18 protein-coding genes are annotated in these 16,871 nt (G+C 70.7%); 12 read left to right on the plus strand and 6 right to left on the minus strand.

Annotated features, from left to right (window positions below):
* Positions 1-35: 35 nt before the first annotated feature.
* The 4 genes from AB0D85_RS48180 to AB0D85_RS48195 all read left to right on the plus strand — a co-directional run bounded on the left by AB0D85_RS48180 (position 36) and on the right by AB0D85_RS48195 (position 3,985).
* The gene (locus AB0D85_RS48180; protein WP_362336603.1) at positions 36-893 is read left to right on the plus strand and encodes a sugar phosphate isomerase/epimerase; all 858 of its coding nucleotides are present in this window, start codon (positions 36-38) and stop codon (positions 891-893) included.
* A 227-nt stretch (positions 894-1,120) separates the two neighbouring features.
* On the plus strand, positions 1,121-1,360 hold the full coding sequence (locus AB0D85_RS48185; protein WP_362336606.1) for a ferredoxin: 240 nt from the start codon (positions 1,121-1,123) through the stop codon (positions 1,358-1,360).
* The gene (locus AB0D85_RS48190) at positions 1,357-2,751 is read left to right on the plus strand and encodes an FAD/NAD(P)-binding oxidoreductase (protein WP_362336609.1); all 1,395 of its coding nucleotides are present in this window, start codon (positions 1,357-1,359) and stop codon (positions 2,749-2,751) included. The genes AB0D85_RS48185 and AB0D85_RS48190 overlap by 4 nt, the downstream gene beginning before the upstream one ends.
* A gap of 13 nt (positions 2,752-2,764) precedes the next feature.
* The gene (locus AB0D85_RS48195) at positions 2,765-3,985 is read left to right on the plus strand and encodes a cytochrome P450 (RefSeq protein WP_362336612.1); all 1,221 of its coding nucleotides are present in this window, start codon (positions 2,765-2,767) and stop codon (positions 3,983-3,985) included.
* Between the two features lie 9 nt (positions 3,986-3,994).
* Here AB0D85_RS48195 and AB0D85_RS48200 read toward each other — a convergent pair whose 3' ends face one another.
* The gene (locus AB0D85_RS48200; RefSeq protein WP_362336615.1) at positions 3,995-4,672 is read right to left on the minus strand and encodes a GAP family protein; all 678 of its coding nucleotides are present in this window, start codon (positions 4,670-4,672) and stop codon (positions 3,995-3,997) included.
* 198 nt (positions 4,673-4,870) lie between these two features.
* On the opposite strand from AB0D85_RS48200, the gene AB0D85_RS48205 reads away from it, so the two are divergent.
* The 3 genes from AB0D85_RS48205 (at position 4,871) to AB0D85_RS48215 (ending at position 6,646) form a co-directional block, all read left to right on the plus strand.
* Positions 4,871-5,095, plus strand: a complete 225-nt coding sequence (locus AB0D85_RS48205; RefSeq protein ID WP_362336618.1) for a hypothetical protein — start codon at positions 4,871-4,873, stop codon at positions 5,093-5,095.
* Positions 5,096-5,374: 279 nt separating this feature from the next.
* Complete coding sequence (locus tag AB0D85_RS48210; RefSeq protein WP_362336620.1) at positions 5,375-6,070, plus strand: TNT domain-containing protein; 696 nt, start codon at positions 5,375-5,377, stop codon at positions 6,068-6,070.
* A gap of 66 nt (positions 6,071-6,136) precedes the next feature.
* Positions 6,137-6,646 carry a DinB family protein gene (locus AB0D85_RS48215; RefSeq protein WP_362336623.1) on the plus strand — a complete coding sequence of 170 codons (510 nt, stop codon included), beginning with the start codon at positions 6,137-6,139 and terminating at the stop codon, positions 6,644-6,646.
* A 4-nt stretch (positions 6,647-6,650) separates the two neighbouring features.
* On the opposite strand, the gene AB0D85_RS48220 is transcribed toward AB0D85_RS48215, so the two are convergent.
* The 3 genes from AB0D85_RS48220 to AB0D85_RS48230 all read right to left on the minus strand — a co-directional run bounded on the left by AB0D85_RS48220 (position 6,651) and on the right by AB0D85_RS48230 (position 9,441).
* Positions 6,651-7,247 (minus strand): hypothetical protein, encoded by a 597-nt coding sequence (locus tag AB0D85_RS48220; protein WP_362336626.1) that lies wholly within the window; start codon positions 7,245-7,247, stop codon positions 6,651-6,653.
* Between the two features lie 88 nt (positions 7,248-7,335).
* Positions 7,336-7,995: a hypothetical protein gene (locus tag AB0D85_RS48225; protein ID WP_362336629.1), complete on the minus strand. Its 660-nt coding sequence runs from the start codon at positions 7,993-7,995 to the stop codon at positions 7,336-7,338.
* A 123-nt stretch (positions 7,996-8,118) separates the two neighbouring features.
* Positions 8,119-9,441 carry a phosphatase PAP2 family protein gene (locus AB0D85_RS48230; RefSeq protein WP_362336632.1) on the minus strand — a complete coding sequence of 441 codons (1,323 nt, stop codon included), beginning with the start codon at positions 9,439-9,441 and terminating at the stop codon, positions 8,119-8,121.
* Positions 9,442-9,708: 267 nt separating this feature from the next.
* On the opposite strand from AB0D85_RS48230, the gene AB0D85_RS48235 reads away from it, so the two are divergent.
* A complete protein-coding gene (locus tag AB0D85_RS48235; protein ID WP_362336634.1) occupies positions 9,709-11,055 on the plus strand; it encodes a S53 family peptidase in 1,347 nt (448 codons plus the stop codon).
* 153 nt (positions 11,056-11,208) lie between these two features.
* On the opposite strand, the gene AB0D85_RS48240 is transcribed toward AB0D85_RS48235, so the two are convergent.
* Positions 11,209-12,768, minus strand: a complete 1,560-nt coding sequence (locus AB0D85_RS48240; protein WP_362336637.1) for a hypothetical protein — start codon at positions 12,766-12,768, stop codon at positions 11,209-11,211.
* Positions 12,769-13,068: 300 nt separating this feature from the next.
* Here AB0D85_RS48240 and AB0D85_RS48245 point away from each other — a divergent pair, with 300 nt between their 5' ends.
* From AB0D85_RS48245 to AB0D85_RS48260, 4 genes are all read left to right on the plus strand, one after another.
* A complete protein-coding gene (locus AB0D85_RS48245) occupies positions 13,069-13,734 on the plus strand; it encodes a DUF402 domain-containing protein (RefSeq protein ID WP_362336640.1) in 666 nt (221 codons plus the stop codon).
* 340 nt (positions 13,735-14,074) lie between these two features.
* The gene (locus tag AB0D85_RS48250) at positions 14,075-15,166 is read left to right on the plus strand and encodes a substrate-binding domain-containing protein (RefSeq protein ID WP_362336643.1); all 1,092 of its coding nucleotides are present in this window, start codon (positions 14,075-14,077) and stop codon (positions 15,164-15,166) included.
* Positions 15,167-15,277: 111 nt separating this feature from the next.
* Positions 15,278-16,219, plus strand: a complete 942-nt coding sequence (locus tag AB0D85_RS48255; protein WP_362336646.1) for an AraC family transcriptional regulator — start codon at positions 15,278-15,280, stop codon at positions 16,217-16,219.
* A gap of 108 nt (positions 16,220-16,327) precedes the next feature.
* Positions 16,328-16,597, plus strand: a complete 270-nt coding sequence (locus AB0D85_RS48260; protein ID WP_362336649.1) for a hypothetical protein — start codon at positions 16,328-16,330, stop codon at positions 16,595-16,597.
* Positions 16,598-16,673: 76 nt separating this feature from the next.
* On the opposite strand, the gene AB0D85_RS48265 is transcribed toward AB0D85_RS48260, so the two are convergent.
* A partial coding sequence (locus tag AB0D85_RS48265; RefSeq protein ID WP_362336652.1) for a hypothetical protein occupies positions 16,674-16,871 on the minus strand: 198 nt, incomplete at its 5' end.

A 16,871-nucleotide genomic window follows, 5' to 3' on the forward strand; every position in this document is an offset into this window, starting at 1 on the left:
TCACCTCGTCCTCCACAACAGCAAGGAACCCCACCATGAGGATCGCCCTCGACCCGTACATGATCCGCCATGTCCCCCTCCTCGAACTCCCCTCGGTGGTCGCCGAGTTGGGCTACGAGTGGATCGAGCTGTCGCCGCGCGAGGACTTCATCCCGTTCTTCCGCCACCCGCGCGTGGACGACGCGACGGTCCGCAGGTTCCGCAAGGCGCTGGACGGCGCGGGTGTGGGCATCTCCTCGCTGCTTCCCCTGTTCCGCTGGTCCGGCCCGGACGAGGACGCCCGGCAGGCCGCCGTACGGTACTGGAAGCGCGCCATCCAGATCGCCGCGGACCTCGGAGTCACCAGCATGATCTCCGAGTTCAACGGGCGCCCGGAGGAATCCGACCGCAGCGAGGCCCAGTTCTGGAAGTCGATGGACGAACTGCTGCCGCTCTTCGAACGCGAGGGCATCAAGCTCACCCTGGAGCCGCACCCCGACGACTTCATCGAGAACGGCTACGACGCGGTCAACCTCATCCGGGGCATCAACCACCCCAACGTCACCTTCCTCTACTGCGCCCCGCACACCTTCCACATCGGCAACGACGCCCCCGGCATCATCACGTACGCGGGCGACCTCCTCACCCACGTCCACCTGGCCGACGCCTTCGACCACACCGCGTCCTCCGGCAACCGCTACATCCTCAACCCGCCCGGCACCCAGGCCCGTATCCACCAGCACCTGAACATGGGGGAGGGCGAGGTCGACTTCGACGAGCTCTTCCGCGAGCTGGGGGAGAGCGGCTTCGACGGCACCCTCACCGCCTGCGTGTTCGCCTGGGAGGAGAAGGCGAAGGAGTCCTCCGTGTTCATGCGGGAGAAGATCGACGCGTACCTGGCCACCTGGAAGTGACCACCGGAAGTGACCGCGTGGTCGGAGCGTGCGGTCGCCCGGCGTGCGGCCGATGGGTGCGCGGCATAGGCTGACCGGGAGGAATGTCAGGTTCCCCGGGCGGTCTCACGGACCCCGGTCGCCTCGCCGGCGACGACCGGTTCCCGCCGCGGACACCAGCCAAGCGCGGTGCGACGCCTCGCGGTTCGCGGTCTGCAGTCCGTCCCCCAGTCACTGTGGAGGCCGGGATGCGAGTTGTCGTGGATCTTTCCCGATGCGAGGGGTACGCGCAGTGCGCGTTCCTGGCTCCGGACGCGTTCCGGATGCACGGCGAGGAAGCGCTGATGTACGACCCGACGCCCGACGACGCCCAGCGTGACCGGGTGCTGCGCGCGGCGGCGGCCTGCCCGGTCCAGGCGATTCTCGTCGACCGGCTGGAGGAGCGGCCGGCGGGCCGGGACGTACCGGTGGCGGCGGCGGGGTCATGACCAGCGCCGACAGCCTGCGGGCGTTCCGGCGCGACGGCCGAATCGTGATCGTCGGCGCGTCACTGGCGGGGCTGCGCGCCGCGGAGTCCCTGCGCGACGAGGGGTTCACCGGCTCGCTGACGATGATCGGCGACGAGCTGGGCGAGCCCTACGACCGTCCCCCCTTGTCCAAGCAGGTCCTGACCGGATGGGTGCCCGCCGACGGCACCACGCTGCCGCGACGGCGTGAGATCGACGCGGAGTGGCTGCTGGGCGTGCCCGCGAGCGGGCTGGACCTGGCCGCCAACCAGGTGCGGCTCGCCGACGGACGCGAGGTCCCCTTCGACCGGCTGCTGATCGCCACCGGGGTACGGGCCCGGCCCTGGTTCGTGGAGAGCGAGGCGGCGCTGGACGGCGTGTTCGTCGTCCGCACCCGCGAGCACGCCGAAGGCCTGCAGCGGGCCCTCACCGCGGGACCCTCCCGCGTCCTGGTCATCGGAGCGGGGTTCACCGGCTCCGAGATCGCCTCCATCTGCCGTGAGCGGGACATCCCGGTGACCGTCGCCGAACTCGCGCCGGCCCCGCTGGTCGGGGCGCTCGGCGCCATGATCGGCGAGGTGGCGTCGGACCTGCAGCGCGCGCACGGCGTCGACCTGCGGTGCGGTGTCAAGGTCACCCGGCTGGAGGGCGACGGGCAGGGGAAGCTCCGCAGGGCCCACTTCGACGACGGCAGCACGCTCGACGTCGACGTGGCGGTGGTCGCGCTCGGCGGCATCCGCAACACCGAGTGGCTGCAGGGCTCCGGACTGGCGGCGGGTGTCTGGGGCATCGCCTGCGACACGGGCTGCCGTGCCATGGACCTCAACGGCACGATCACCGACGACATCTTCGTCGCCGGGGACGTGGCACGCTGCCCGAACCCGGTCTACGAGTACCGGCTCATCTCGCTGGAGCACTGGGCCAACGCCGTGGAACAGGCCGAGGTCGCGGCCCACAACATGCTCCACGGCCAGGCGGACCGCTGGCCCCATCTGACCGTCCCGACGTTCTGGTCGATCCAGTTCGGCGTCAACATCAAGTCCGTCGGCGTGCCGACCTTCGCCGACGAGGTGGTCGTCACCCAGGGGTCGGTGTCCGAGCACCGCTTCGTCGCCGCCTACGGCTACCAGGGCCGGGTCACCGCCGCGGTGAGCTTCAACAACGCCAAGTGGCTGGACCACTACCGGCGGCTCATCGAGACGGCCGCGCACTTCCCGCCGTCCTGCCCCACGCCCGACCAGCCCGTCGACTCGAAACCGGTGCCCGTCGACTTCCCCGGCCCGGTGCTGCTCGCGCAGGGCGCCACCGTGGTCGTCACCGGACACAACCCGAGCGAGCGACGCGTCACGGCCGCGTACCAGCACCACCGGTAGGAGGGAGCGTCAGATGACCACGACCGAGATGCCCGACACCCTGCACCGGATCCTCGACTACTCCTCCCGGGCCGACCCGTACCCCCTCTACGCGGAGCTGCGCAGGACACCGGTGGCCCGGCAGGAGGACGGCAGTTATGTCATCAGCACGTATCGCGAGCTGGCGGACATCCTGCACAACCCGCACCTGAGTTCCGACGTCCGCAATCTGTCGCATCCGATGCCCTCGCACGAGGGCGAGGCCACCCCGTCGTTCATCAACATCGACCCGCCCGAACACGACCGCCTGCGGCGCATGGCGATGCGCCACTTCGGCCCCCCGCACACCCCGGGGCTGGTGACCGGTATGGAACCCGCCCTGTCCGCCACCGTCGGCGGTCTGATCGACGACTTCGCGGGCAAGGAGCGGATCGACATCGTCGACGACCTCGCCTACCCGTTCCCCGTCACGGTGATCTGCCGGCTGCTCGGCGTGCCGCGCGAGGACGAGCCGAGGTTCAGCCTGTGGGTGAACGACATCATCGACTCGATCGACTACGACGCCAGGACCGACCCGAAGGAGAAACTCGACAAGGGGGTGCAGGCCCGCGCCGACCTGCGCGAGTACCTCGGCGGGCTGGTGGCCGAGCGGCACGGCCGGCCGGGCGACGACCTGTTGTCACGGCTGGCCAACGACGACGGGCCGGACGGGCGGATGACCGACGAGGAGATCATCAGCACCGCCAACCTGCTGTTGATCGCCGGTCATGAGACCACCGTCAACCTCATCACCAACGGCATGCTGACGATGCTGCGTTATCCGCAGGTGCTGCAACGGCTGCGCGACGACGCGGATCTGGCGGTGCCGCTGGTCGAGGAACTGCTGCGCTACGAGCCACCCGTGCACATCATTCCCTGGCGGGCGGCGTACAGCGAGATCACCGTCGGCGACACGGTCATCCCCCAGGGCTCGCAGATCATGCTGATGCTGGCCTCGGGCAGCCGCGATCCGGACCGCTTCCACGACCCCGACCGCTTCGACCCCGACCGGACCGACAACCAGCACCTCGGCTTCGGCAGCGGCATCCACCTGTGCTTCGGCGGCCCGCTGGCACGGCGGGAGGCCCAGATCGCGCTGACCGAGCTGGCCCGTCGGCTCGACCACCCCAGCCTGGTCGCCGACCCGCCGCCGTACCGGCGCAGCCCCGTGCTGCGCGGGCCGATCCATCTGCAGGTCGAGCAGAACGGCGGTTAGCGGGGCCGCTCAGCCGGCGAGGACGCTGATGCCGTCGCCGAGGAGTTTGAGGCCGAGCACGAAGAACAGGACGGCCATGACGGCGGCGTTGTGCTGCGCGGCCCAGTCCCGCCAGCTGCCGAGGATGGTCTTGGCGCGGTCGCCCATGAGCAGGTAGACGGCGAGGGGCGCGAGCACTCCGAGGGACGCGATCACCACGAAGATCGCGAGTGTGCCGATCTGCCGGGGCACGGAGATCCCGGCGGAGCTGATCGAGGCGGCCGCCGCGATGGTCAGGGGCGCGTTCTTGAGATTGCCCGCCGAGAGCAGCAGCCCCAGGCCGAGGATCTTGACGGGGGTGAAGCGGTCGATCGCCGCCATCCACTTCGGAAGCTGTGCCTGGGCGGGGTCCTTGGGGCGGCGCCGCCACTGAACGGCGCCGAAGAGGGCGAGGAGCGCGCCCAGGGCTAGTTTCAGGGCCCCGACCCAGGTCGCCGGATGCTTGTGCTCGGAGGCGCCGCCCGAACCGCCCACGGCCAGCATGATCGCGCCGAGCGCCGCGAGCCCCAGCACCCAGCCGAGCGCGAACAGCGGTCCGTTGAGGCGCCCTCGCGGGGTGGCCAGGATCAGGATGATCGCCACGATCGGGAGGGGGCTGACCGCGACGCCCGCGGCCAGCCCCAGCACATCACCGACAGCGTGTCCCACTGCGGCCTCCGGGGGAGAGAGTCGGATGATCCTGTCGGTACGGGCGCACCCCTCTCCGCCATCGTGGGGGTCTCCTCGTCCGTCGGCCACCGGCCGCTGGCGAACGGGTGGCCCGACCCGCCGGCCCCGGGGGAATTCGGTCAGGCTGGGCAGAGAGACAGCCGAGAAGCAGCCCCTTCACGCGACGAGGAGCACCGTATGCCGACGGACCCGGTCGGACGATTCCTGGCAGCCCTGGACCCGGAGCACCGGGAGGCCGTCGGTGCCAGGCCCCGGCAGGAGCAGGAGCGCCTCGCGGCGGCCTGGGAACGGGAACTGGAGACGGACGACGAACTCGACACCCTCGACGAACTGTCGCCGCCGGCAGCCGAGGAGGAGGCGGCCCGCCGTGTCCTGGAGGGGGAGACGGACCAGACGGACTAGGGGGTGTCCGTCCTGCCGGCGCCGGTGAGGTCCCCGGCGCCCGCGGTCTTCTTGTAGCCCGATCGGTCAGCACGGCTGCGCGGCCCCGCTCGGCTGTCCGAGGTGTTCCGTTGCGCCGCCCGGGCGACCCGCCCGTGCCACCTCGCTCCTTCGTTCGTACCACGCGCATTGACTTCCCCGTGCCGCACTACGGGGATCCACGCGATGCAGCCCCCTTCGCGGCGCCCCCACACGCCCGCGTATCCGGTGCCGGCCGGCACCGGAGGAGAAGGGAATCGGATGCGCGCACTGCGACGCCTGCTCTGGAGCGCACTCGCGTCTGCGCTCCTGCTGATCGGAGCATCACCGGCCCCCGTCCAGGCCGCCGCGGCCCACCCCCGGAGCGGTATCTACGACTGCCCGATCACCCATCGGGCGGCCAGCACGACCACGGCACCGCCGACGGGGCTGCAGGACTACTACCGCGGCGACTGGCGGCTCGGCCCCAGCTACCTCACGACGTCCGGTGCCATCGGACGGATGCTCCGGGGCTACCACCCGCAGGACGACACCTCGCAGTTCTGGTTCCTCGGCTGCTACTGGCAGACCGACCAGCAGAACAAGTCCGGCTGGTGGTTCCCGGACAACAACGGCTTCGTGCTCCGCAACGGCCGTCCGGTCGAGCAGCCGAAGACCCTTCAGGTGGGAGCCCGTGTCGACCTGTTCGGCAGCGGCCGGGGCTTCTTCCTCGCGCCGGAGGGCACGCCGTACGTGAAGCGCGCGCTGCCGCCGACCAACCTCGACGAGTACAACCCGGCGGACCCTCCCTTCAACTACCACCTGTACCGCGTCGTCAAGCCGCTCAAGGTCCAGGCCGGGCCCATCAGGCCCTGGTTCGGCCAGGAAGGGCTCGGTGAGCAGTTCGTGACGGCGCAGCGGGTCTCCGAACTGGCCGTCCCGGGCGGGTATCTGCAGGAGATCACCCCGACGAGGTGACACCGGCCGGAGCCGGGATACTGCCGTTGCCACCCTGATGCCGCAACCGGATGAGGAGCACGGTCAGTGACCAGCGACGACCGGACAGGTCCGCCCACCTTCGGGAGCGAACGCGACATGCTGCGCGCGTTCCTCGACTACCACCGCGCCACCCTCGCCATGAAGTGCGCGGGGCTCACCGACGAGGAGCTGCGGGAGCGGTCGATGCCGCCGTCCGCCCTCTCGCTGCTCGGTCTGGTGCGGCACATGGCGGAGGTGGAACGCGCCTGGTTCCGCCGGGTGTTCGAGGACCACGAGGCACCGATGGTCTGGTCCGACGAGATCGACTTCCAGGCGGCGTACGACGCGAGCGGGTCGACCCGGGACGAGGCGTTCACGGCGTGGGAGGCCGAGGTGGCGGCCTCGCGCCGGATCGAGCGCGCGGCCGGCTCCCTGGACCAGGCCGGGTACCAGCCGAGATGGGAGGAGGAGGTGTCGCTGCGGATGGTGATGATGCACGTCCTCCTGGAGTACGGCCGCCACAACGGACACGCCGACTTCCTGCGGGAGGGAGTCGACGGGACCGTGGGCGCCTGAGCGATCAACCGGCAGGCAGTTTCGCGGTGATGGAGCGGGCCACCCGGACCACCTCGTCGTCCGCCGCTGTGGCCGCCGCGGTCGCGAACGTCAGCACCCAGGTGCGCGGTCCCGGGTTCCACACGACGAACGTGAGGTGCTGCCGCGTCTGGACCTGGTAGGCGGTCTCCCGGAAGGCCTGTGCGCCCAGGTCGCCCGCCGCGGTGACGCGTACGTCGCGCATCCCGGCCGGGGCCGGGTGCGCGCTCAGGTCGTGGGCCGCGGAGAGTTCGGCGGGGTAGGCGCGGGAGGCCGGGGTGAGGGAGAGCGTGGACGTGCCGTCGGCGGCGACGTAACCGCAGACGTCCGGGGCGTCCCCCTTGTTCGGGCTGACCTGGGTGGTGCGCCGGGCGTCGGTGACGAGCCGTCCGGCGACGTCCGCGGTCAGGACGGTGCACAGCCGGGACGGCGGCAGCGTCTTCACCGCACCGGTGGCGGGAGAGGTGGTGCCGCCGGCGGCCGAGGACGCGGCGGGGGCCGGGGCCGCGCAGGCGGTCAGCAGAGCGCAGAGGAGCGCCGCGGTCGAACCGGCGGCGACACGGGAGGGACGACGCGCCGTCATGGGATCGGGTCCTGTCGCTGTGGTGGGTGCGGGGAGCGTGCGGGCCGTGAGGCGCCCCGCCGGCCGGCGGGGCGCCCCGGCGCCCGGGTCACGACCAGACGTTGTACGTCCCGTAGTCGCTGACCTTCAGGTTGGTCGTCCAGTTGCCCCAGCGCTCGTTGGGGGACCAGGTGTACTGCCAGGCGCTGTGGTTCGGGTTGCTCGGGCTCGGCAGGCAGGACCGGCCGGTCGAGTGGTAGATGCCCTGGTACACGCCCTGCGTCCAGCGCCGCTGCACGACCTGGATCGGCTGGGCGAACTGCCCCGGCTTCAGGTTGGTCGTGAAGGTGTACGACGTGGTGGTGGAGCCGTTGCGCTCGTACGAGGGGGTGAGCTCGGCGAGTTCGCTCAGCGCCTTGTTGAGGGCGCCGGGGAGCTTGAGCTTGAGGCCGACCGACCACTTCCAGCCCGTGGTCTTCGACTGCTGCCAGGCGTAGGAGCAGCTGGGCACGTTCCACGGGCACTGGAACGTGGGGCCCCGCCACACCCAGTCCTGCCAGGTGTTGGACGCCTGCTGCACGCCCACCGACCGCGTCTTGTCGGGAGTCGACCAGTTGCCGGCGATGTCATCCTGCGAACCGTCCGAGTTCTGCAGGCACACCGTGCTCGCCGCCGACGCGGTGCCGGGGGCGGCGATCACCACCATCGGGGCCAGCGCCATCGTCAGCAGTCCGATCCACCTGTTGCGCAGGGGACGCTTCATCTTCATGGACGTTCTCCTGGTCGTGCGCCGGCCGCGTTCGCCCGGCGTCTGACACCGAGACTCGCCGCCGCGGGAGTTGATCGGACACCCGTCCACCAGGGGCAATCAACTGTCCGGCCCGCATCCGGTTCAGATCAGTTCGGGCTGCGGCTGCGGTCGTAGCACCGGCGCGGGCGCCGGTTCCCACCGGGCGACGGTCCGTACGTAGCCGTAGATCACCGAGGCCATCGCCAGCACGAGCAGCGGTCCGGCCAGGGACGGGTGGGCGGCCAGCCGCGACGGCAGCCAGCGGTAGGACAGCAGGAGCGCGGTGAAGACCGTGGCGCCGTAGGCGACCAGCCGGAGCCCCGACGGGTCCCAGCCGCGGTCGAGGGTGCGCAGGGCCGCCTCGATCGTGAGCGTGAACACCACGCCGGCGATGAGGTCCGCGCCGTAGTGGTAGCCGAACCCCAGTGTCGCGGTGAGCGTGGCGACCAGCCAGAACGTGCCCGCGTACCGCAGCGCCCGCGGGCCCTTCCGGGAGTGGATGAAGATCGCGGTGGCCCATGCCGTGTGCAGGCTGGGCATGCAGTTGCGCGGGGTGAACCCGTCGAACCGCATGGGGTGCGGGGGGCTGAGCGGCGCCGGGGTCCGCGGCCAGAGGTCGGCCACCTGCCAGTGGCCGCCGGGCTGCGGCGGGTGTTCCGGCCAGAGGCTGACCGACGCCCAGTGCTCGGCGCCGGTGCCGTAGGCGAAGACCGGTCCGACCACCGGGAAGACCATGTAGACGGCCGGTCCGACGAGGCCGATCACCAGGAACGTGCGCACCAGATGATGGCGCGGGAAACGGCGTTCGGCCGCCACGCCGCGCAGTTGGTACAGCGCGACGGCGACCGCGGCCACGGCGAGCTGGCCGTAGACGACGTCGAGGAGATTGAAGCCGACCGGGCCGGTGGCGGTGACGATCCGGCCCACCACCCAGGACGGGTTGCCCAGCGCGTGGTCGGCGGTGGCCACGTACTGGTCGAGCACGGTGGGGCGGGTCTTCGAGGTGATGAACAGCCAGGTGTCGCCCGTCTTGCGGCCGGTCACCAGCAGCAGGCCGAGGCCCACGCCCTTCAGCAGCAGGACCCGTTCCCGGCCGGTGCGGCGGGTGACGGCGACGACCGCGCAGCCGATGATCACCCACAGCGCGCCGTTGCCGAAGGGCTGGCCGTGGGTCACCTCGGTGCCGGTCGCCCACCGGACGGCCCAGAAGGCGAGGTCGACCCCGATCGCGGCGCCGAGGGCGACGAACCGCTGCCGCCAGGTGAGCACCACCATCGTCAACGCCATACCCGCGTAGAGCAGAAAGCCCGACTTGGGCGCGCATATCACTTCTCGCGCCTGGGCGGTGATCGGTCCCGGTATGTCGTAATGGCGGGCGACGACCTCCAGCGCGACGAGGAACGCGAGGGCCGTGGCGGCTGCCACGGCCCAGAGTCTCAGGGGTGTTTTAGTCAAGTTTCGGCCGATGTGTTGGTTATTTCCTTGCTGAGAAAAGCCTGTCCGAAGGTAAGAGACGGATGAGAAGGAGGTGAGGTTGCGCCCCCGTTCTCCTGAAGTTCAGAAAGCGGTACCGGTGTCCATCGCGGAGTAAAGGGTTCGGCATCGTCGGTTCAACGGTCTTGAACTGTCCATGACCTGTTCGATGAGATGCGCGAAGACCACTTCGCGAGACTCCGAACCACAGGGGGATCCATGCACATAGCCCGTACCGGGCTGGGCCTCGCGGCCGCCACGTCCGTCGCCGCCCTCGCGGCCACCGCGCTGACGGCCGCCGCGCCCACCGCCGTACCGCACACCCTGGCGGTACCGGCCGCCGTCGGGCACACCCTGGTCCACGGTGTGAGCAGCCCGCTGACCAGCGAGCAGTGCCAGACCAAGTGGCACATCAACTGCTACACCCCGCTCCAGTACCGCACCGCGTACGACCTGAACGCCCTGTACAAGACGGGCATCACGGGCAAGGGCCGAACGATCGTCATCGTCGACTCGTACGGTTCCCCGACCGTCCAGCACGATCTCGACGTCTACAGCAAGCAGTTCGGGCTGCCCAGCACCAAGGTGAAGGTCGTCAAGTGGGGCCATGTGCCCGCCTTCGACCCCAAGAACTCCGACATGACGGGCTGGGCCGGCGAGACCACCCTGGACGTCGAGATGGCGCACGCGGTGGCGCCCGCCGCCAAGATCGTCGTGGTGGAGACGGCGGTCTCCGAGACCGAGGGCACCACCGGTCTGCCGGAGATGATGGACGCCGAGAAGTACATGGTCGACCACAACGTCGGCGACGTCATCAGCCAGAGCTTCGGCGCCACGGAGAACACCTTCCCCGGCTTCGCCAAGGGCGACTTCTCCAGCATCAAGAAGCTGCGGTACGCCTTCCAGGACGCCGACCGCAAGCACGTCACCGTGCTCGCCGCCTCCGGTGACGGCGGCGCCACCGACCTCCAGGCGGACGGCAAGACGTACTACAGCAAGCGCGTCAACTCCTGGCCGTCCTCGGACCCGCTGGTCACCTCGATCGGCGGCACCCAGCTCCACCTGGACGACAAGGGCAAGCGCGTCAAGCCGGACAGCGTCTACAACGACTACGGCTCCGGCGGCGGCGGCCAGTCCCACGTGTTCACCCGGCCGTCGTACCAGAACGGCGTGAAGAGCGTGGTCGGCACCCGGCGCGGCACCCCGGACATCTCGATGTCCGCCGCGGTCAACGGCGGCGCCTGGGTCTACTCCAGCTTCGACCCGACCGCCACCGGCTGGGACGTCAGCGGCGGCACCAGCGAGGCCACCCCGCTCTTCTCGGGCATCGTCGCCCTCGCCGACCAGGCCGCCGGCCACCGGCTGGGCAACATCCAGAAGAGGCTGTACGCCCTCTACTCCCACCACGCCACCGGCACCGGCGTCGTCGACGTCAAGGACGGCACCGACAACAGCTACCAGGGCGTGACCGGCTACAAGGCCGTCAAGGGCTACGACCTCGCCACCGGCGTGGGCACCGTGGACGCCAAGCCCTTCGTCCAGGCCCTCGCCAAGGAGCGCCCGTAACAACTGACGCCCGCTGACAGCACACGGACGGCCCGGGTTCCGCACCGTTCCTATGGGGGTTGGCCAGTGTTGGCCAACTCGCCATAAACCGGGCTGGTTGGAGCCCGCTGACTTCGCGAACGGTCTTCGAGGTCGGGGAACAGCACGAGTTGGTCACCTCGGCGCGGTCGGGTCTTGTCGCCCCGGTGGGGGCGTGCCCGCTGTCCTGGGTGGACTCGTGGTCCCGCGCGGTCTGGGCTGGGATACGGCCTGGCCGGTAGCTCTCCGTCGCCCGATCCTCTGGTCGGGTGCGGTCACACCTGGCCGACGCCGGATCCTGTGTCCCAGGCCGCGCCGTCCGATCGCCACCGCGGCACCGTGGTGCCGGGTGACGGTGGTCTTGGTCTGCTGCTGGAGCGGGCGCTTCCAGTACCTCTCGCCCCAGATGCTTGTGTAGGCGGGGTCGACGGCGATGACGGCCAGGCCCTGGTGGTGGGCCATGGAGCGAAGTCGTTCCCTGAAGCGTGCGGTGGGGATTCCGGCCACGGTGCGGCGGAAGGCCTTGCCCCGTCGGCCGCGGCCCATGGTCTCCCGGCCGGTGGCACGGGCGTCGGCGAAGCCCAGGTTCTCCACCACGATCGCCGTACAGCCGTGCTCATGGGCGAGGGTGATGAGGCGGGTGATCGCGGCTCTCAGGCGCCCGTCCCGGGTGGTGGTGGGGCCGGTCAGCTTCAGGGGAATGGTGTGCGGTTCGCCGACCGGGTTGCCGTGTGGTTCCAGGACGATGGCGGCGACGTGGTCGGCGTTGAGGTCGACGGCAAGCAGCCTCCCGCCCGAGGCCCGGATCTCTTCTGGGGTCGGGGCCGCAGTGGTGCTGGTGGACCAGGAGGCGTCCAGGTACCAGCGGTCGCGGGCGGGGGCATAAACGATGTCGTAGCGCACGGCCCGGTTGGCGCCGACCCGGTCCAGCCACTCCGGACGGTGGTGGTGGAAGGTGACCGTGCAGGCGAGCCGGTAGCGACCGCGCGGGGCATTGGCCAAATGACGCAAGGGCTCCGGCAGAACCAGCGTGACCGAGCCGTCCGTGGGGTCGACGGTGATGGTGTAGTTGCCGTGCGGGGCACCGGACTCCCCGTCGGCGGTCAGAAACAGCCGGGCGGCCCTCCACTGCTTTCGCCAGTCGGCCGCGGTCATGCCCGCCTCGGCAAGGCGGTGACGGGTCCCGGCCAGCTTGCGCCCGCCCACCGTGATCGAGGGGCGCCCCTGCTCGATCTGCTGCTCCACCACCGTCAGGCGACCTTGGAGCTTGCTCAGGTGCCGCTGTTTCCGCCAGCGCTCGTCCTGGTCGACATACCCGCGCACCCGGCCGTGCTTCTGGCCGGACGCCACCGCCAGACGCTGCTCGATCGTGCGGATCCGGCGCTGCAGCCCGGCCCGCTCATCCCTCAGGCAGCGCATCGACAGCTGGTACTGGTCCTCCGACGCCCGGGTCATCGCCCCCGCCCACCGCGACGAGGACACGGCCGTCAGTTGCTTCTTCCGCCCGGCACGCCCGGTCTGCTTCGCCGGAACGGTCCCTGTCCGGACACGTGCGGCCAGATCCGCCCGCTGATGACGGCCCAAATGCTCGCCGACCAGCGTCAGGACCTTCACATCCGCCGCCGTGAGGTCCTTCAGCCGGTCCCGGATCCTCGCCCCCGACGGAGCGGCCACCGTGAACGGGGCAGCCAGCACGCGCAGCTCACGCTTCCTCCCCCGCCCGCGCGCCACCACCCACCCCCCTCAGTCGCATCGGATGAACCCGCCACCACCGATCATGCGTTCCGCATCCGCACAACACCCCGAGAAGCAGCCCTGTTCACCCCAACGAGCGACACCCCGGCCAACCACGGCCAACAACCGAACCGACAGTTGCCACGCGCACGGAGCCCCGCAGCGTCGACGAGGTGCTCGGCCCACCCCGATGAAGCCGTCCGGTCCGGCCGGGCAACCGCGTCGGCGGCGGGACGCGTCCTGGTGTCCAGGGGGTGTTCCATGCGGACGTTCCGGCCCGGCGAGACCGCCGTACGGCGTGATGTGTTCCGGCGCAAGGTGTGGAGCGCGCATGCGCTCGGGGTCGTCGAGGACTCCGCCGCGGCGCTTGTCCTCGGGTGCCCGCCCGGCGCGGAAGTGCTGGCTCCGACGACCTGGATCGAGTGGCTGCTGACCGGTGACGGGGCGGTGCGGGCGCGGGCCCTGCCGGACCTCGCCCAGGGGCGCTGGCGGCTGGGCCGCTGGTCGTGGCGGAGCACGGCCCATCTGCAGTGGGTCCCGCCGGACACCTGGTTCAGCGTCAACGCCTTCTACGACGTCTCCGACGGCCATCGCCTGGCCCACTGGTACGTCAACTTCCAGCGGCCCATGCGGCGCACGGACATCGGCTTCGACACCTTCGACCTGCTCCTGGACCTGGTGGTCGCCCCCGACCTGTCGCGCTGGGAGTGGAAGGACGAGGACGAGTACGCGCACGGCCGCCGCCTGGGCGTGGTGGGCGAGGCCGAGCACCGGGCGGTGGAGCTGGCCCGCGGGCAGGCCGTCGCGTTGATCGAGGAGGGAGCGGGGCCGTTCGCCGCCGGCGCGGGCCTGCGCGACTGGCGTCCCGACGCGGGGCGGCCGGCCCCCGCACTCCCCGCCGACGCTCTGACCGCCGGCCTCATCTGAACGGAGCCGCAAGGCAGTTCGGATCTTGCAGCAGCGAAGACTTCGCAGAACCGTTGACCGGACGGCTCGGCGCGGCCGTCCGACATCCCGAACGCGGCCGAATCCGCGGCGACTTGCCGACGCACCGCCCTGACCTGCGGAACTCTCATCCAGTCACATCATCCCCCATGGATGCGCACAGAATTCCCCAACACCCTTAATGTCCTTACGTCTTGACGTACTCGGCGGTTACGCGTTTGCTTCCTTCACATCATCCGCCGGCGCATGATGCTCGCCCCACCCGGAAGGCGCTGATGTGAGCGCTCCTGCTTTCTGTGGCACCCCCTTGCCTCGTTTCGCGATGGTCCTGGCCGCCTCCGCCTCGGCCCTCTCGCTCACCGCGTGCGGTGTCGTCGACGGCATCGGCGGCAGCGGGGGCTCCGCGGCCCCGGCCAAGGGCGACGACATCACGGTGGGGCTGCTCCTGCCCGACAAGGACACCGCGCGGTTCGAGGCGTTCGACTACCCCATCATCAAGAAGGAGGTCGCCTCCCTCACGCACGGCAAGGGCAAGGTCGACTACGCCAACGCCGAGGCGAGCCAGGACAAGCAGAGCCGGCAGTTCCAGGAGATGGTGTCCAAGAAGGTCGACATCATCCTGGTGGACGCGCTGGACGCCAAGGCCATCGCGCCGGACGTGCGGAAGGCGAAGGACGCCGGCATCCCCGTCATCGCCTACGACCGGCTCGCACAGGGCCCGATCGACGCGTACGTCTCGCACGACAACGAACTCGTCGGCGAGGTCCAGGGCCGCGCCATCCTGGAGGCGCTCGGCAGCAAGGCCGCCACCAGCAGGATCGTCATGATGAACGGCGACCCCGCGGACCCGAACACGGCGAGGTTCAAGGAGGGCGCCCTCTCCGAACTGAAGGACAAGGTGCGGATCGCCGAGGAGTACGACACCGACAAGTGGTCGCCGGCGGTCGCCGAGGCCCATATGAAGAAGGCGATCCAGGCCGTCGGACTCGACAACATCGCCGCGGTCTACTCGGCCAACGACGGCATGGCCGGCGCCGTCATCGACGCCCTGAAGCAGGCGGGCGCCACCACGATCCCGCCGGTCACCGGGCAGGACGCGAACCTGGACGCGGTGCAGCGGGTCGTCTCGGGCGAGCAGTACATGACCGTGTACAAGTCGTTCCTGGACGAGGCCACCGACGCCGCGAAGATGGCGGTGTACAAGGTGCAGGGCCGTGACATCCAGTACGACGCGCTGACCCAGGACAAGGTCGACAGCCCGACCGAGAAGGACATCCCCGCGACGCTCGTGCCGGTGGTCTCCCTGACGAAGGACAACATCAAGGAAACGGTGATCGCGGACGGCGTCTACACCGTCGACGACATCTGCACCGCGAAGTACAAGGCGGCCTGCGCGGCCATCGGCCTCAAGTAACCGCCGGGCCCCTCCCGTACTCCCCCCATCCGCACCGCAACTTCACCGCGTGGCCCGTGAGTCGGTCACGGCACCACGGATACTGTGGAGTCCGGCGAGGGGAGCATCCCGGTGGTTCACGGTGCACGTCTCGGCGGGGTCGACAGGGTCGACGGGGTCGGCAGAGTCGGTGCGGTCGAGGTGTCGCGGATCGGCGGGCTCTGGCGGGTCACCCGGCCCTGGCATCCGGGGTTACGGCCGTACCTGCGCAGTTGCGTCGGCTACTGGGAGGCGGTGACCTCGCCGTACGAGGCGCTGGTGGTGCCGACCGGGCGGGCGACCCTGCTGATCAACCTCGCGGAGCCGTTCTCCCGGGTCCGGCGGCTGGGTGTGCCGGGCGGGGACAGCGGGCGGATCGGCTCGGTGGTGGTGGGCGTGGAGGACCGGCCCGCGCTCTGTGTGCATCCCGGCGGCCAGGAGGCGATCCGGGTCGAGTTCACACCGCTCGGCGCCTACCGCCTGTTCGGCCTGCCGATGAGCGAGCTGACGAACCTGGCCGTCGCGATGGAGGACGTGCTGGGGCCCGAGGCGGGGACGCTGGTGGAGCGGCTGGCGGCCACCGGGGACTGGGCGGCCAGGTTCGACCTGCTGGACGCGGCCCTGCTCACCCGGCTCGGGCGCGGCCCGGAGCCCGCGCCCGAGGTCGGCCACGCCTGGCGGCTGCTGTACGGCAGCGCGGGGGCGGTCCCGATCGCCCGGATCGCCGCCGAAGTGGGCTGGAGCCAGGGGTATCTGATCCGGCGGTTCACACAGCAGGTCGGGCTGACCCCGAAGGCGTCCGCACGGGTGCTGCGCTTCCGCCGTGCCGTGACGATGCTCGGCCGCGGGGCGGCGAGCCTGACCGAGATCTCGGCGGCCTGCGGCTTCTACGACCAGGCACACCTCAACCGTGACTTCCGGGCCATCGCCGGCACCACACCCCGGCAGATGATGGCCTCCCGGCAGGTGGAGGGGGCGCTGGCCGTCGCGGCCAGTGCAAATTCTTCCAAGACCGTCTCCGCCGCGGGTCACTAGCGTCGTCTCGTACGACCGACGGCCGGCCGGACGGCACGGGGGACCGTCCGACCGACCGGGCGCCGCAGCGCGAACGGCAGGGCCGTTCTCACCGACCCGGGAACACAGTTGACCGACAACCGCATCCGGCCGTACGGCGGTCCGCCCGTGCCGTACGACGCGACCTCCCCGGAGCAGCGGGCCGGCCGGGCGGCGAAGGGCAGGCGTTCCATCGAGTTCGGCGCGGCCTGGATCATCGGAGGCCTGCTCTTCGGGGTCACCACCCATGAGCAGGTCCAGGGCACGGCCGCGTACCTGGCGTCCTGGGGGTCGGTGCTCTACGGCGGCTACCGGATCGTCTCCGGGCTGCGGCTCCGCGCCCGGAACCGCCAGCCCTGAACGGACCGGCCGGCCGTGGACAGCGGAACGCCCCCCGGCCCGCTGAGGGCCGGGGGGCGTTCCGCGTGTGAACGGGTTACTTCACCGGCTCGGGTTCCGGTGCGCTCTCCTGCTCGGCCTCGCCCGCCGGGTCGACCGGGGTCCTGACGGAGTCGAGGAGCAGCTGGGCCACGTCGACCACCTGGATGGACTCCTTGGCCTTGCCGCCCGCGGCGGAGCCGCTTTCGGCTGCAGCCTTCTTGCCGTTGACGGAGTCGGTGAGCATGACGAGGCA

The sequence above is a fragment of the Streptomyces sp. NPDC048277 genome (assembly GCF_040652235.1).
Lineage (GTDB): Bacteria > Actinomycetota > Actinomycetes > Streptomycetales > Streptomycetaceae > Streptomyces.